This window comes from Mycobacterium sp. 360MFTsu5.1 (assembly GCF_000383495.1).
Classification (GTDB): Bacteria; Actinomycetota; Actinomycetes; order Mycobacteriales; family Mycobacteriaceae; genus Mycobacterium; species Mycobacterium mucogenicum_B.
Genome location: NZ_KB911474.1, coordinates 1 through 15,847 on the forward strand (window position 1 = coordinate 1; position 15,847 = coordinate 15,847).

A 15,847-nucleotide genomic window follows, 5' to 3' on the forward strand; every position below is an offset into this window, starting at 1 on the left:
CAACGCCCGCGACCTCGACGCCGTCGAGACCATCCAGGACCTGACCGACGGCTTCGGCGCCGACGTCGTGATCGACGCGGTCGGCCGGCCCGAGACCTGGAAGCAGGCGTTCTACGCCCGCGATCTGGCCGGAACCGTTGTCCTGGTGGGTGTTCCGACACCCGACATGACCCTCGAGATGCCGCTGATCGACTTCTTCTCCCACGGCGGGTCGCTGAAGTCGTCGTGGTACGGCGACTGCCTGCCCGAGCGCGACTTCCCCACCCTCATCAGCCTGTACCTGCAGGGCCGGCTCCCGCTGGAGAAGTTCGTCACCGAACGCATCGGACTCGACCAGATCGAGGACGCCTTCCACAAGATGCACAGCGGCGAGGTGCTGCGCTCGGTGGTGGTCCTCAAGTGAGTGGTCACGGCCCAGGAGCACACCTCATCCCGCCCTCCTGATCCGCCACTGCCCGTCCTGTTTCTCCACCAGACCGCTGATCTCCAGCAGCGCCAGCGGCCCGAGCACACGTTCGGGTGGCAGGGCCGCACCGACCGAGATCTGCTCGAGGCTGCGGAAGCCCCGTGCCGGCAGCGCCTCGTACACCTGAAGCTGGTCCGGGGTCAGGTCATCGAGCGGTGTCTCTGGATGCTCGGGTTCATCGGCCAGTTCGCCTATCCGCCCGATCAATTCGACGACCTGCTCGGCCCGGTCGACCAGGGCCGCACCGTTGCGGATGAGGACGTGGCATCCCGCCGAAGCGGCCGACGTCACCGGGCCGGGCACCGCACACACCTTGCGGCCCATCGCGGTCGCCCACGCCGCGGTGTTGGCCGCCCCGCTGCGCAGCCCAGCTTCAACCACCACGGTGGCCCCGGATAGCGCCGCCGCCAATCGGTTTCGGGTCAGGAACCGGTATCTGGTCGGCCGCTCCCCCGGCGGATACTCGCTGAGCAGCAGCCCCGAGGTGGCCACCCGGTGCAGCAGCGCCGAATGCCCCGACGGGTACGGCACGTCGATACCCCCGGCAAGCACTGCCATGGTGACGCCGTCCGACGCCAACACCGCGCGGTGCGCCGCTCCGTCGATGCCATAAGTTCTATCGCTAGTAATAATTGTTGCACTGGAATCCCGTCGCTGTAAGCGAACTACCAGTTCGTAGACGTGGCTGCGTTGACTCGACCATACAACAGTTGTTCGGGTCCACCAGGGCATCAATGTAGACATCGCTGCAGCTGCGATGTGCCTAGTCGACATCGGTGAGGGTAGGCCGTGGGCAACTACGTTATCTGGGGTTGAATTCGGCCGTGTATTGCTGTTCCCGCTGAGGTGATGGTGGTGGGTTTGAGGTAGGCGGGAACAGCTGTGGTTGCGGGTGTTCCCGCTTTCGTTTGTCGATGTTGTGGTCGCTGGTGGGCGCAGGTTGTGTCGGCGTTGTCAGGTGGCGGATGGCGTGCCGGGGGTTGTGATGTTTAAAGCCGGTACATTTCGCGTTCCATGAGCGCTTCTCGGAAGAGTTTTTCGTGCTCGCCGTGGAAGTAGGGGTACTTGCCTTGTAGGAGGCGGGGCCAGTGGATCGGGCAGGGGCGGCGGCGCTTGGTGTTGTCCGGTGTGGTGGTGTTGGCGCCGGCTGGTGCGCGGGTGGGCTGGTCGGCGGCGACGCTGTCGATGGTTGGTTGGGTTTGGGTCGTGGCGGCTCGATGCCGGTGTGGGAGTAGCGTTTTCATGGCCGGGTCCGTGTGGGTTGTTTTTGGGGCCACCAGCTGGCTTCGCGCAGGAGGGTGGCGATGGCCGGAACGGTGAGTGTGCGCACGAGGAAGGTGTCCAGCAGTAGTCCGCAGCCGACGATGAGGCCGACTTGGATCATGATGGCGATGGAGCCGGCCATCAGTCCGAACATGCTGGCAGCGAAGATGAGTCCGGCGGAGGTGATGACCGAGCCGGTTTTGGCGACGGTGCGTAGGACTCCGACGCGGATGTTGTGTTCGGATTCTTCGCGTAGTCGTGATACCAGCAGCATGTTGTAGTCGGCGCCGACCGCGACGAGGATGATGAACGCCAATAGTGGTACGGGCCATGCGATTTGGTAACCGAGTATCCATTGGAAAACGACGACGCCGAAACCGATGGAGGCCAGGTAGTTCAGCACGACGGTGCCCAGGAGGTAGAGCGGGGCCAGCGCAGCGCGCAACAGCAGGACCAGGATGAGTCCGACGACGACGAGGGTGGCGACGGCCAGTTGGGTGAAGTCGGCTTGTAGTAGGTGCTGGATGTCGGCGTTGACGGCCGGGAATCCGGCCACGGAGATGGTGGCGTTGGTCAGGGAGGTGTTGGGGCGGGCGGCTTCGGCGACGGTGACCATGTGGTGGGCCAGTGCCATGGCGGCGCTGCTGTAGGGGTCGAGTGTGGATTCGATAATGAAGCGGGCGGTTTTTCCGTCGGGGGTGATGAATTGTTTGGCGACGTCAGCGAATTGGCGGTTGTCGAAGGCGGTTGGGGGTAGGTAGAAGCCGCTGGCGGTGTCAGAGTTGGCGCTGGCGCGTGCGGAGTTTTGTAGTTGTGCAGCGATCTGGCTCATCCCGGCGAGCAGTTGAATGTTGCTGTCGGCCAGGGCGTGCACGCCGGTTGCCAATGCTTGTGCTCCAGAGGCGAGTTGGCTGATGCCGTGTTGCAGGCGTGCGATGTTGGTCGCCACGTCGGCGGGGTCACCCAGAGTGCCCAGGGCATGTTGCAGGGTGGTGATTGAGGTTTGGACGTCGGCGAGGGTGGCGGTGACGGTGGCGTTGGTGGCGGGGTTGTAGTGGTCGCCCAGCTCAGCGATGCGGTCGAAGAATCCGTTGGTGCGCAGGGCGTCCAGGACGCGCATCTGGTCGCGGAGTTCGGTGCATTTTGGTGTGGTGACGCACCAGGGTGCGGTGTCGAGGATGTCGCGCAGTGGCGAAACGGCGGCGATGGCGTTGCGAGCCTGTTCGGCCTCGGGGCGTAGTCCGGGTCCGGCTTGGATGGCGTGATCGATGTCGGGGGCGGTGGCCGACAGTTGGTGCAGCAGCGGGGTGAATCGCTGGATTTGGCTGCTGGCGGTGTGCGCTTGGTTGAGCAGGCCGCTCAAGGGTGTCAGCGCGGTGCGCAGGGTGCGGTCGAGTTGTGCCAGGCCGTTGGCGAGTTGGTCAGCGCCGCCGGTGAGTTGGGCCAGGTCGTTCTTGCGGGCGTTGCCGTCGGCGGCGGCGGTGGCCATCTTGTCGCCGATTTGTTGGTTCTGCCAGGACAATTGGGCTTGTTCGAGTCGGGTGCCGCCGGGGCGGGTGACGCCAGATACTTTGCTCACGCCGGGCAGTTGGGCGATGCGGGAGGCGAGTTCGTCGAGGTCGGCGAGGCCTTTGCCGGTGCGCATGTCGGCGGGGTTTTCCACGACGAGGAATTGTGTGAAGACCATGTCGGTGGGGAAATGCCGGTTGAGCAGCTGGTAGCCCAGGTTGCTTGCGGTGTCGGCGGGTTGGCCTTTGCGGTCGTCGTAGCTGATCTTGATGGTGGTGGCTGCCGCGGCCAGGGCCAGCAGGATGATGAGGCTGACGGTGAGCAGCGGCACGGGTTTGCGCACGACGGCGACCGCGATGCGGTTCCAGTAGCGGCGGGTGCGGTCGGGCTGGGGGTCGCCGATGCCGCGGCGGGCGGCCAGCGCCAGTACCGGTGGCAGCAGGGTGACGGTGGCCAGAAATCCGACCATCACGGCCACGGCGCAGGCGGGGCCGAGCGCGGCGAACACGCTGAGTTTGGCGAAGGTCATGGCCAGGAAGGCCAGTGCGACGGTGGCCGCTGAGGCCAGGATGACTCGTCCGATGCTGGCGGTGGCGTCGATCGCGGCCTGCGGCGGGGCGATGTCGGCGCGTCGCTGTTCGTGATAGCGGCTGATCAGGAACACGGTGTAGTCGGTGCCGGCGCCGAGCAAGATCGCGGTCATGAACGCCACGGTGAATTCCGATACCGGTAAGCCGCATTCGCCGAGGGCGGAGAGCACCCCCCGCCCGACAGCCAAACTCAGCGCGATGACCAGCAGTGGCAGTAGCGCGGTGAATGCCGACCGGTAGACCAGCAGCAGGATCAGGGCGATGAGGCCGGCGGTGGCCATGGAGATGAACAGCAGATCGTGTTCGGCGCTGGCGATCTGATCGCTGAACGTGGCGGCGGGCCCGGTGACGTGCACGGTGGTGGTGCTGGCGGCGAAGACGCGGTGGGCGATGGCGCGCACGGCGCTGACCGATTCGGCGGCGGTCGGATCGCCGAGGGTGCCGGCGATGCCGACCGGCAGGTACCACGCGTGTCGGTCGGCGCTGATGGCGTGCGGTGCGGTGACCGGGTCGGCCAGCAGGTCCTGCACGAGCAGGACATGGCTGGGGTCGGCGCGCAGCTGCGAGACCAGCTGCGCGTATTTCTGGCGGGTTGGCGGGGTCAGGCCGGCGGGGTCCTCGAACGCGACGAACAGCACGGTCTTGGACCCCTGTTCGCCGAATGCTGCACTCATCCGGTCAACGGTCAGAAACGACGGCGCGTCGTGGGGCACCAAGTCCACCGACTGTTGGCGCACCACGGTTTCCAGTTGCGGAAAAAGCACCGCCAACAACACCGCGGCCCCGATCCACAGTCCGATCACCAGCGCCTTGTGGCGCAGGGTGAACGCCCCCAGGCGGGCCAGCGCGGGGCTGTATTCACTCGACGGCGCGGTCTCGGCGCGTGTGCGCCGGCGGCGCGGCGGTAGCCCGGGTGCGGCGGTGAGGGTCGGTCCCCCGCGCAGCGGATCGCTCACTGGCTGGCAGGGGCCGTGTCGTAGTCGGCGCTGTCCGCGGCGGGCACATCATGTCGGACCATCTGCACCCGGCCTCCGGGCATGCAGGCCATGTATCCGTGGCGCTTTCCGTACAGTTCCCATGCCGCCACGTGGGCGTCGGGCTCCACGTCGATCGAGTGACCGTCCGAGAACTGCAGGTGCAGGGCCCCATCGTCATCGCTGTGTGCTCGCACGCACACCGACCCGGCCAGGTCCAAAAGAGCGCGGTGCGCCGGCGCCACGTTCAGCGGGTCCAGCTCCACCACCTCGGCCGGGTACGGGCCCACCGGCGGCAACCCCAGACGGAGCCGCCGGGAGATGACCACCTCGTTGTAGTCCTCGAAGCTGAGCACCAGACCTTCATGCAGCGACACCCGCTGCAGGGTGCACCGTTCAATCCACTGATCGACCATGATCGCGTCCCCTGTCTCCGCACCAGCAAAACGATACTAAGCAGTATCGAAACGCTACACCGTGTAGCGATGTGGGGCAATGGTGGCGGGTTGGGCGCGCAGGATGAGAGCCATCGCCCGGTCGATGTTGTCCCGGGCGGCGGCGGCGGGCACCCGGCCGCTGATGAAGGCGGCCAGATTGGCCAACCACACGTCGCCGAGTAGGCAGGCCAGTTGCTGGTTGCGCGGCGACGGGGACGGGCCGCCCAGCGCGGCCGCTAGCAGCCTGTTGAGCACCGCCATTGTCCGCTCGACCTCGGCGGCCGCGGTGCTGTCGGCAACGACGAGCGCCCGGGTCAGCGCCTCGGTCAGCGGCAGATCACGCTGCCACTGCTCGTGCAGGCAGTTGCTGAGCGCGACAAGTCGCTGCTGGGGGCCGCCGGGCACCGCCGACCAGTCGCGCAGGGCCTGCACCTGCTCGACCTCGCGGGTTAGTGCGCAGACCAGCAAATAGGTCTTGGAGGGAAAGCGGCGGTAGATGGAGCTGACGGCGATGCCCGTGCGCTCGGCGACCGTGCGCATGTGTACTGCGTCGTAGCCGCCCATCGAGGCCACCGAGACGGCGGCATCGAGGATCGCGATGTCCCGGCCATCGCGAGCCGACAGGCCTGCCGCGCCTCTCATCGCTGCGTCCCGAGCCGGCGCCGATGCGGTGACAGCCATCCCCGGCAGATCGGGGTGCGCGGCGCCAAAAACGCTGATAGCCAGGTGTGATCAGGCAATCCCACATCTCCTGGTATAGGCGGTTTCGCTGCGCTACACGCGGTAGCATAGCTGTCCTGGGGTGTGGGCATCGACGATTCGCCACACCGGAGGCTGCGGACAATAAAGTGAGTGACTGTGAGTGAGTGGCCCGACTTCAGCGCCGACGGCTCTGATGATGACGATGATGTGGACCCGCGGCGTATCCGGTCACGCAACCGGCTCCTGGAGGCGGCCGCGGCCCTGCTGAATGCCGGCGGCGTTGAAGCGGTCACCGTCGACTCGGTCACCAAAGCCTCCAAGGTGGCCCGCACCACGCTGTATCGCCACTTCAAAACCTCCTCGCACCTGCTGGCCGCGACCTTCGAGCGGCTGCTGCCGCAGGTGACCCCTCCGGCACCACGCAGCGGACCGCTGCGCGAACAGCTCATCGAATTGCTCTCCCGGCAGGCAACGCTGTTCAACGACGCCCCGCTGCACATCACGACCCTGGCCTGGCTGGCACTGGGCCCGACCACCACCAAACCCGCCACCGAGGACCAATACCCGGCCGGCGCCGTCCGGGCCCTGGTCATCGACCAGTACCGCCAACCGTTCGACGCCCTGCTGCGCAGCGAGCAGGCCCGCGCCGAACTGGGCGACTTCGACCTGGAACGGGTGCTGTGCCAACTGGTCGGCCCCTTGGCCTTCGCCCGCATGACCGGCTTTCGCGTCATGGGTCACGACGACTGTGTCGCCATCGTCGATGACTTCCTGAGCGCCCACCGCCGCATCTCGCCAGCACCCACCGAAAGCGCCGACGCCACAGGTGCATGAGCCGCGCTGCGCGCGGTCACGCTCAGGTGGTGCCCTAGTGGCGGTCTTCGAGTTGCCCGTAGAGCAGTTCAATCATGGCTTGTTGTTGTGCCACGGTGGTTTTGAGTGTTCTGATCTCGTCTGATTGGGCGGTGATCTTGCGGCGCAGTGCGGCCACGATGCTGCTGTCGCGGCCAGGTTGCCGGCGTCACGGTGGTGGCGCTGGTGTGGGTGCGATGCGCGTCGATAACGGCCATCAGGTCGTCGTGCTTGTAGAAGACTGTGCCGCTGGCGATTTCAGGTACTCGCCGAATTCGGTGAACAGCAGTCGCACCGCGGCGGACCTGGTTGTCGTCGTCGGCACCCAAGCCCACGTCGACCCGGTCGGCGGCACCCCATCGAAGTCTGGGACACCGACGAACCATCCCTACGCGGCGTCGAAGGCATCGAACGAACGCGTCACCGACCTGCACGCACGCCTGACCGGATCACCTCAGTCACGCTGATCCAGCGCCGACCGCGGAGCGCCGCCGGGCGACCAAGCCCAACTTGTCGCCCAACGGTGATCCGGTGCTATTGCTTGCGTTCGCGCGACGAGGTTACGTTGCGCTTGGGGCGCCTCGCGGCCGATTGGAGCGGCGGTGTTCGACGTGACGCAATATCGGTCACCGGCCGGCTTTGCGTGCTCGTCGCTCGTTCCGTGGCCAGCAGCTGGATCACGTTGGCGTACAGCTTGATCTTCTGCTCCAGTTCGGCGCAGTGCGCTAGCAGCGCTCGATGTGCATCTTGCAGATCATCGAATGCGGCGGCGGTGCCCTGGAACGGAGCCGGCGTCCTACCCTCGTTGCGGACGCGCGCTTGAAACATCTCTTTGAGATCGACGTGCTGATGGGTGAGGTGCCACCGCGCCACACCGGCCTCGATGGCCAGCTGGGAGACGTTGAGCCGTCCGGTGGAGCGTAGCGGTTTGCCCGCCATCAAGCGGTCCATGGCGGCGAGGATCTTCTTGCGAACAGGGTCGGTTTCAGTGGCCTTCATCGTGCTCCCTGATGATCATGTCGATGCGAGCGAGTTCTCGTTGTTCTCGCTGATGCCGCAGTGGTGGGGCGGCACGATCGGCCACCGTTTCGGCAAGCCGATCTCGGTGTCGGCGGACTGTCTCCAGGTCACGATCGGTCCGGGCGATATTGCGGCAGCCGGGCCGGCAGTCGTCGACGTCGGGTGTCACCAGCGGATCGTCGCGAGCCCCCCGCAGCTGGCACGCGGCCTTCGTCGCGTCGAACACGCAGGTCATTCCCTCCCCGTGATAGATCTGCAGTAGAGGGTTGGCCAGCAGATCGCGAGCCTGCTTTTTGCTGGTCAGGGCATATCCGGCGAATCGACCGTTGGCGGCGCTCAGACGCTGGCGGTAAGTCTGTGAGGCCGGTCCGGATACGCGTTCCCCGTCGCTCAGGGCCTGTTCATCATCAGCGAATTGTTCCAACCGGGCAAGGTAGTCCTCGAATGCCAGCTCGTCGGGGAAGCCCGAGTCGTAGGCACCGGCGTAACCCTGAATCATGCGGGTATGCACGTGACCGTATTGGATCGATGCGGCGACCAGCCCGCGAGGCCGGCGGCGGATGAACCACGCGAGCGTTCGACGAAACCGGCTGATGGTCAGCTGGCCGTGTGGGTCCGACGGAATGGGGTCGATGCGGTGGTGAGCACACAGCTGGTCCACGAAATCGATGAACCGGTGCACGCTGTCGGTGGCGACCTGGGTGTTGAAGGCTAATCCCCCGGTACGGCGCTGCACGTAATTGCGGCTCAGGTCAATGCGGTTGGTGAACAGCAGGTCTTCGTCATGGAGCCGTTCAAGTACCTCGATCGCTCGCGCGACAGGCGCCACCACCACCCAAGGATCAGCCCGCGGCAGACCGGCGGGCACCTTGTTGCCGTGCTCGTCGACGGCATTTTTGAAGTACACGCCCGACATCAGGTACATATCGTTGGCATCGTCACGGTCGACGCAGCCACGACGCAGGTTCAACACCTCCGCGGGCCGAGCACCTGAGAGGTAGGCGACCACGATCAGGCCGGCGGTGTGCAAATGCCGCACGAGGTAGCGAGTCTGGTTGTAGGAAAAACGTCCGGGATGCCACGGCCGTCCCGCCACGGTGGCGGTGACCAGAGTGGACAGGTATGCGTCGTCATCGATCGGCAGACCGGAGGAGGCCAGCGCGGACTGGGCGGTCGCGTAGGACGCCCGTGGTAGCCGTGGGACCCCGATCAGCCTGCCGATAAACGGATAGTTGATTTCCCGCTCGCCGGCGTCGTTGATCCTGCCCGGCAACAAGCCTTGCTGTTGCCGAACCGATTCGGCGTAGTCGGTGACCAGTTTGATGGCCCCGCCTTGTGGCAATCGTGGCCGATCCGGTTCGTGCCCGGCCGTCACGTCCGGCCCGCGTGCATGCAGGAACACGAACTCCTCGCGGGCGGCGATGATGTCGTCGGCAAAATCTTCGACGAATCGCAGCGCCCACAGCAGCAGTGCTCCCATGGTGTCCTCATTGATACGTGGGGTGAGGTTCTCCATGTACGAGCGGACGTTGCCGAACAGCGCTCCGGCCGAATCACCGCCCCAGGGCGGCGTTTCGGGCAGCCGCATTGATTCCGGTAGCACCGAGCGGTACCCCCAGAGGCGGCGGACCTCGACGACGCATCGGTGCATCTGTCCCACGCTGTCCTGGTAGCGGCTCAGATATACCAAGTATTCGTCCAGCATCTCGGCTGTGACATCGCAGAACTGCCCAACACGGCGTTTGTGAAGCCAATTGAGGAAGATCCGCAGCGGATACCAGCACATCCTGACGGTGTACAACGACGGGCGAGTGGCCGTTGTGCGCCGCAATTGCATTGGCGGGTCGGTGTTGACCAGGACCCACACGTAGTGCTTTACCGCTTCTCGCAACGGTTTTGGTGCCAGTTTGAAGTTGATACTGATGATCTTCGAGCTCTCCTCGAAGATTCCTTGATCGAAGTGCCACACGTCGTCTGCGTACCGAGACAGCCCGGCCGGATCAGCATCTGGACGCAGCACCCGCCGCAAGAGCACGGTCGTGGATGGGTCAGGCCATTCCACGTGGTCGTCGTGCAACGCTGCGTGCCGCCGCTGCGTCGTCATCGCATGTCCAGTTCTCGGTTGAGGAAGCGGCCCACCATCTCTCGATGGGCATCGGTGGTTGCTGCTCGCACTGCACTGAGCTGCTCGTCGTCGAAGCCAGCGAGCAGATCGGATAACTGGGCATGCGGGAGTGCGAACCGGGTCGTCCAGGCCAACGGAGTCATGTGGTGGCGACGCTCAGCGAGACGGTCGAGCACCAACGTCTGCACCGGTAGGTGTCGAGGCAACCCGCGAGCGCACGGACAACTCAGGCACAGCATGAATGAGGCTCTACAGGGTTGGCCCGTGTCACCGTATGGCCCGTGCTGATTGTCAATGCACGCATTCATCACGGTGTCTAACTTGCCCTTCAGCATCCGGCGAACATCGGTGTGGGACAACGATAATTCCGACGCCAAAGTCGTCGGGTCGGCGTGCGCCTGAGCAACTTCGGCCGCCGAAAGCGCGGACATGAGGGGCAGTGCACGAGCCTTGGCCACCTGGTCCTGCAAGGCATCAGCGACAACGCGGCGGTACTCAACCAGGCTGCCGCGGTTTCGCCCCAGATAGTCATCGACGAGGGTCTGTTCGGTGTGTGCCACCGGTTTCTGGTGCAGCTCAAGGTATGTCATCCGCAATCGAACCAGCGACACTTCCAATGGTTTGGCAGGTGCGCCCTGGACCGCGTCACACAGCAGGCCCTGTTGGCGCGACCACGGCCTAACCCATCCCTCGGCCGAGCCGTGCGCACGAATACCGCGACCGTTGTGCCCATTTGCGCAGTAGGCAACCATCAGTCGGCCGCTGCCCTCGATCCGCCGGCTCGACGCGGTCAGCTCACACAGCAACATGTAGACGCCGAAGGCGGTGTGCAGTTCATCGCGGCGCGACATCGCGGTAGGGTCGTCAGGGATGCTGATCCAATCTGGAACGGCGGCAAGGGCCACATCCATGTCGGCGCGGCTGCCGCGGCGGGGCTTACGCATCTCGACAATCGCGGTCTTGGGTCCGCCTGCGTTGCCGTCGGCACGATGATGCCGTGCCGGACATTTCATGATGACGTACGGATTTTGGCCGGTCAGCACAGCCAGCAGCACTGCACCGGCGCTCACTTCCAGCGGACTCAGATGTGCCCAGCGAATGATGTCCCGGGTCCCGCCGAAACCACGCACCCACTTGGCCGTCAGCTGCGATTTGCTTGGGAAGTCGCCGCCACGGCGCGGCACGTCGGCATGACGTTCCACGTAGTCGAGCAACTCAAACCGGCGCGTTGGATCGTCGAGGTGACCCGACCGGTACTGCTCCAGCAGCACGCGGTTGCCTCGGATGCGTTGCGCGGCCCGCCGCAGGTCCGCGCGTGCAGCAGACGCTATCCGCAGGAACTCGGCACGGCTGTAGCTCTCGTGGCGCTTACCTGAACGCCGCGGCCGCGGGTGGGGCTCGGCGAGTTTGGCCACCATGGCCGGTTCCCACGAATCAAGCTGGCGTAGAATCATTTTCACTCCGCGCAGCTCCTCGGTGAGCTTCGCTGGCGCACCCGCGGCGCGACGCGCGGCCAAGAAGCCATCGATGTGGCGCGGAAGTAGGTCCGCCTTGCGGGCGGGTGGACGCGGCAAACCCGCGAGGTACCGCGTGAACAGACGCATCGATCGGAACGCGTCCCCGATCGACGACATTGACCGTAGACCGCTGCCAGGTCCGGTGCGTTTGGCGAACGCCTCGGCAAACATGCGCTGCAGCTCTGGGCTCACCGTCAACAGCGAACAGTCGAAGTCTTTCGGCTGGCTATTACCGTCCTCAAAGCAACGTACCGTGGTTCCGTCGGTGAGAACACCGCGCAGTGTCGCAGAGCCAGATTCAGGAAGCCGCGCGGCACGACCACGACGATTCATCGGCGCGCCACCGGATCTCCGAGAACCATCGAGTGATTGTCGAAAAGCTCGGCCAGCAATCCCGACACCGGCAATCCCTGTGTCTGGGCCAGCAACACCTCCACGTCGAGCGCTCGGAACGGTTCCAGGTATACGTCCCTGGTGGTTTCGACTCGACGGTGTCCCAACATCGTCTGCACCAGATGCCAGGTGTCACCGAATTGGACTCGGAAGTCGCGTGCCTCCACGTCCGAAAGGTGGCCCAGTCGCGACGAATAGACCAATTTGCCTACCGAGAACCACCGCAGGGCGAAAGAGTGTCGCAGCATGTGCGGTGTGCAGGTGAAGTTCTCCACACCCTGCGCTGCGATACGGTCGTTGGCCTCAGCGAAGGTGTGGTGCCATCCGTGTGGGTCGCGCGGGAGGCCATTTTCGTTCAGCCACAACCACAGTGGCTCAAGACCAGCTGGAGTGCGGCGAAATAGTCTGCGGCGCAACGCCAGACTAGTGATATTCCAGGCGCGATCGATGAATCCGCCGTTGCCGTCGGGCAGTCGCACCGATCCGGGACGCTTCGCGTCACCCACCTCGATCGTATCGCTCAGTTCCGCATAGCGGCCGCTGTCTTGGGCGCCGCGGATAGCTCGGGCACGGGCACCCTCCGCGTACGCATACATCCCGGCAAGCACGTGCCGCGGCATCCAATACGGGTGCCCATAGCCACCTTTGGCGCATTTGTCGGCCAGGTGACACTTGTAGAAAGGCCGGTCCGCACCGAGCGTTGGAAGTTCATCGATCGTGACCGAGGCCCATTCCGACAGCCGCAACCCTGTTCCATAAAGTCCGTCAAAAAATGCGACATCGCGCTGCTCATTTCGAGTACGGCACGAGCGGTCCCTGCGCCCGTGGAGATCGCGGCCACGCAACCCAACGTCGCGCCATCGATCTACCGCGGCAGGATCGAGCCATCGAACTCTGGCCGACCGCTTGGACGGCGGCGAAGCGACGTATAGGAAGACGTCGACGACATCTGCAAACCTCTCCGCTGTCCACGAATAGAACTTTTTGCACGCTGCAATATCCTTCGAAAAAGCAGAAGCACCAACGAGACTCGGGTTGTTCGGGTCGGTGCGCCTCCAGAACTCGAAATCCTCTGCGTCTTCCTCGGTCGCTTCAGACCACACGCGTCCGCTGGTCTGCAAGAAGTTCAGCCACAAACACAGCGACTGTGCGTAGTCACGGTTTGTGTTACTCGCTAGCGTTCGCATGCGAGCTGAAGACAGGAAGGCATTGACTCGTACGTCGACAAACCCATCGTTGCGTATGAGGAAGCGCTGTCCGTCAACGGCCCGCCAACGCGCCAACACGTCTCCGATATCAGGAATCGGACCCGTGACCTCCGTCGGCCAATCTGCGGCGAGCACATCAATGTCGTAGCGCACAACCGACCATGTCTGCATGTTGGCTCCCAGCCCGAGGGTGGCAGGAGCATAACAACAACAAGCCAATGGCTATAGAACGAAGACGCCACCAGAGACCACCGCGGCGTCACGTTCGACGAGGCCCGCTGCAATCTCGGCAGCGACATGTTCGCCGTACGCCGTGCACGCCCTGGTGCCGACGATCGCGGCAGCGCGTTCGGCGATCTCATCGAGGCGGGCCGGGCCGAGCGCCCACAACACCATGGGCGGGTAACCCGATGGCCGCTCCCACACCGCCTTGTTCGCGAACGCGACGAACGACAGGTACGGCCACTCATCGTCGTCGGGCGTGATCAACCGCCCACCGCGGCGATCGAGAATCTCCAAATCCCGCGCCGCGCAATCAACCTCACGGCGCGCGGCGACGCTGCCGGTGAGGTCCGAATCCTCGCGGCCGCGCCGGATCATGTCTGCCACCTCGACCGGCCCGTGATCGGCCACCAATACCGTCAACCTCGGGCACGGCGGTTCAGCCACCCGCGACAGATACGCCCACGCCCGCAGTTCCTGCTCGTCGGCACTCATCGGACATCTCCCTCGCGGAAACCCAATGCCGTGCTGACGTCCTCGAGGTTGGGCGCATCGCGGCCCGCCAGATCGGCCAGGGACCACGCGACGCGCAACGTGCGGTCAACGCCGCGGATACTCAACCGGCCGGAATCGAGGGATTTGCGCAGCGGCTCCATGGCGTCCCGGCTCAGCCGGAATCTGCGGCGCAGCAGGGGCCCTGGTACCTCGGCGTTGGTCCGGACTCCGACGTCCTGCCATCGCTCGGCGGCGGCCGCACGGGCGGCGGCGACGCGGGCACGGACAGCACTGGTGGATTCGGCGGCGTGGTCACCGAAGGCGCCGGCGAGTACAGGGTGCATATCGACACGCAGATCGACGCGGTCCATCAGCGGCCCGGAGAGCTTGCCCAGATACCGACGCCGGTCGGCTGACGGGCACACACAGTCCCGCGGGTTCGGCGGAGCGCACGGGCACGGATTCGCCGCGAGGACCAACTGGAAGCGAGCGGGATAGCACGCCACGCCGTCACGACGTGCCAGCCGAATCTTGCCTTCCTCCAACGGGGTCCGCAGGGCTTCGAGCACGCTGGTCCCGATCTCGGCGCACTCGTCGAGGAACAGGACGCCGCGATGCGACCGGCTGATGGCGCCGGGGCGTGCCATCCCGGAGCCACCGCCGACGAGTGCCGAGACACTGGACGTGTGATGCGGCGCCACGAACGGCGGGCGGGTGATCAGCGGCGTATCACCGGTGAGCAGCCCGACCACCGAATGGATGGCGGTGACCTCCAGCGCTTCCTCCTCGGTCAGGTCGGGCAGCAGCCCCGGGAGCCGTTGGGCCAGCATCGTCTTGCCGATCCCCGGCGGCCCCGTGAGCATCAGGTGGTGGGCGCCGGCGGCGGCGATCTCCACTGCCCATCGAGCTTGGGTCTGACCGACCACGTCGGCCAGGTCGACGCCGTCGTCGGCGGCCGGCGCCGTCGTGTCGACCCGCCCGTCCAGCGGCGCCTTCCCATTGAGCCACGCCTGCATCTGTCCGAGCGTGCGAACGCCCCATACCTCGATGCCGTCGACGAGACTGGCTTCGGCCAGATTCTCGGCAGGCACGACCACCGACGGCCACCCTTCCCGCTTGGCAGCCATGACGGCAGGCAGCACGCCCTTGACCGGACGCACCCGACCGTCGAGTGCCAGTTCGCCCAGCAGGACCGTCTTGTCCAGCCGTCCCCAGTGCGTCTTCAGATGCGCCGACAGCACCGACGCGGCGATCGCCAGGTCATACATCGACCCACCTTTCGGCAGCGTGGCCGGCGACAGCCCGAGAGTCAGCCGCGACATCGGCCAGCTGTTGCCGCAGTTGGTGATCGCGGCCCTGACCCGGTCCCGCGACTCCTGCAGCGCCGCATCGGGTAGGCCGACCAGATGCACCCCCGGCAGCCCCGAGGTGATGTCCGCCTCAATCTCCACCATGACGCCGTCGAGGCCGCGGATGGCCACCGAGTAGGCCCGTCCCAGCGCCATCAGCCGATACCTCTCAGATGCACCAGCTCCGGCTCCCGGCCACCGAGCCGGACGCCGACCACATCGATCCGCACATCGGGCCAGTGCGCGTTCTGCTCAGCCAGCCACACGCTGGCCAACCGACGCAGCCGACGGGCCTTCTCGGGCGTCACCGCTTCCTCGACACCGCCGAACTCCGTGGTGGTGCGGGTCTTCACCTCGACGAAGACCACCGCACTGTGGTCCCTTTCGGTGGCGATGACGTCGAGTTCACCCCACCGGCAGCGCCAGTTCCGGGTCAGGACCGTCATTCCCAGCGAGACCAGATGGTCGACCGCGAGCTGTTCACCGAGCGCTCCGATCTCGGCGCGGGTCATGCGTGGTGGTGTGTTCATGCCGTCACCGTGGCCGGAGCCACCGACAGATCACGAGACGAAGAACCCCGGATCCGGCGTCCGGAAGACAGTTATGCACAGTGCGCGATTCATCCACAGGACCGGCCGACAGACTGATTACTGCCGAAGAACGATCAATTGCTGCCAACGCCCAACTACAGAAATACTGCCGGCCCTCCACCCGTTGAACCGAGC

Annotated in this window: 14 protein-coding genes and 2 pseudogenes; 3 read left to right on the forward strand and 13 right to left on the reverse strand. The window is 65.4% G+C overall.

All coding sequences use genetic code 11. The annotated features are described in order from the left end of the window. On the forward strand, positions 1-403 hold a 403-nt coding region (locus tag H289_RS0125665), incomplete at its 5' end, for a zinc-binding dehydrogenase (protein ID WP_020103719.1). 24 nt (positions 404-427) lie between these two features. Here H289_RS0125665 and H289_RS31385 read toward each other — a convergent pair. From H289_RS31385 to H289_RS0125685, 5 genes and pseudogenes are all read right to left on the reverse strand, one after another. Then, positions 428-1,141: pseudogene (locus tag H289_RS31385) on the reverse strand (DNA-processing protein DprA); the annotation flags it as partial. 314 nt (positions 1,142-1,455) lie between these two features. Further along, positions 1,456-1,710 carry a hypothetical protein gene (locus tag H289_RS33190; RefSeq protein ID WP_155944266.1) on the reverse strand — a complete coding sequence of 85 codons (255 nt, stop codon included), beginning with the start codon at positions 1,708-1,710 and terminating at the stop codon, positions 1,456-1,458. Beyond that, the gene (locus tag H289_RS0125675; RefSeq protein ID WP_020103721.1) at positions 1,707-4,784 is read right to left on the reverse strand and encodes an MMPL/RND family transporter; all 3,078 of its coding nucleotides are present in this window, start codon (positions 4,782-4,784) and stop codon (positions 1,707-1,709) included. Before H289_RS0125675 ends, H289_RS33190 begins: the two co-directional genes overlap by 4 nt. Continuing rightward, positions 4,781-5,218: a DUF6188 family protein gene (locus H289_RS0125680; RefSeq protein ID WP_020103722.1), complete on the reverse strand. Its 438-nt coding sequence runs from the start codon at positions 5,216-5,218 to the stop codon at positions 4,781-4,783. The genes H289_RS0125675 and H289_RS0125680 overlap by 4 nt, the downstream gene beginning before the upstream one ends. A gap of 54 nt (positions 5,219-5,272) precedes the next feature. Beyond that, a complete protein-coding gene (locus tag H289_RS0125685; RefSeq protein WP_020103723.1) occupies positions 5,273-5,881 on the reverse strand; it encodes a TetR/AcrR family transcriptional regulator in 609 nt (202 codons plus the stop codon). A 216-nt stretch (positions 5,882-6,097) separates the two neighbouring features. Between H289_RS0125685 and H289_RS31390 the strand changes: the two genes are divergently transcribed. Then, a complete protein-coding gene (locus tag H289_RS31390; protein WP_020103724.1) occupies positions 6,098-6,775 on the forward strand; it encodes a TetR/AcrR family transcriptional regulator in 678 nt (225 codons plus the stop codon). 34 nt (positions 6,776-6,809) lie between these two features. On the opposite strand, the gene H289_RS33945 is transcribed toward H289_RS31390, so the two are convergent. Then, positions 6,810-6,932, reverse strand: a complete 123-nt coding sequence (locus H289_RS33945; RefSeq protein ID WP_020103725.1) for a hypothetical protein — start codon at positions 6,930-6,932, stop codon at positions 6,810-6,812. A 49-nt stretch (positions 6,933-6,981) separates the two neighbouring features. Here H289_RS33945 and H289_RS33820 point away from each other — a divergent pair, with 49 nt between their 5' ends. Further along, positions 6,982-7,260 (forward strand): hypothetical protein, encoded by a 279-nt coding sequence (locus H289_RS33820; protein WP_020103726.1) that lies wholly within the window; start codon positions 6,982-6,984, stop codon positions 7,258-7,260. A gap of 67 nt (positions 7,261-7,327) precedes the next feature. On the opposite strand, the gene H289_RS0125705 is transcribed toward H289_RS33820, so the two are convergent. The 7 genes and pseudogenes from H289_RS0125705 to H289_RS0125735 all read right to left on the reverse strand — a co-directional run bounded on the left by H289_RS0125705 (position 7,328) and on the right by H289_RS0125735 (position 15,634). Continuing rightward, complete coding sequence (locus H289_RS0125705) at positions 7,328-7,792, reverse strand: hypothetical protein (protein ID WP_020103727.1); 465 nt, start codon at positions 7,790-7,792, stop codon at positions 7,328-7,330. Then, positions 7,779-9,917 carry a hypothetical protein gene (locus H289_RS0125710; RefSeq protein WP_020103728.1) on the reverse strand — a complete coding sequence of 713 codons (2,139 nt, stop codon included), beginning with the start codon at positions 9,915-9,917 and terminating at the stop codon, positions 7,779-7,781. The genes H289_RS0125705 and H289_RS0125710 overlap by 14 nt, the downstream gene beginning before the upstream one ends. After that, positions 9,914-11,788 carry a hypothetical protein gene (locus H289_RS0125715; protein WP_155944267.1) on the reverse strand — a complete coding sequence of 625 codons (1,875 nt, stop codon included), beginning with the start codon at positions 11,786-11,788 and terminating at the stop codon, positions 9,914-9,916. Before H289_RS0125715 ends, H289_RS0125710 begins: the two co-directional genes overlap by 4 nt. Beyond that, positions 11,785-13,227, reverse strand: a complete 1,443-nt coding sequence (locus H289_RS33200; RefSeq protein WP_110789130.1) for a site-specific integrase — start codon at positions 13,225-13,227, stop codon at positions 11,785-11,787. Before H289_RS33200 ends, H289_RS0125715 begins: the two co-directional genes overlap by 4 nt. A gap of 60 nt (positions 13,228-13,287) precedes the next feature. Then, positions 13,288-13,773: pseudogene (locus H289_RS31395) on the reverse strand (DNA-processing protein DprA); the annotation flags it as partial. After that, positions 13,770-15,278, reverse strand: a complete 1,509-nt coding sequence (locus H289_RS0125730; RefSeq protein ID WP_020103732.1) for a YifB family Mg chelatase-like AAA ATPase — start codon at positions 15,276-15,278, stop codon at positions 13,770-13,772. The pseudogene H289_RS31395 and the gene H289_RS0125730, both read right to left, overlap by 4 nt. Continuing rightward, positions 15,278-15,634 (reverse strand): YraN family protein, encoded by a 357-nt coding sequence (locus tag H289_RS0125735; RefSeq protein WP_020103733.1) that lies wholly within the window; start codon positions 15,632-15,634, stop codon positions 15,278-15,280. The genes H289_RS0125730 and H289_RS0125735 overlap by 1 nt, the downstream gene beginning before the upstream one ends. Positions 15,635-15,847: the final 213 nt, after the last annotated feature.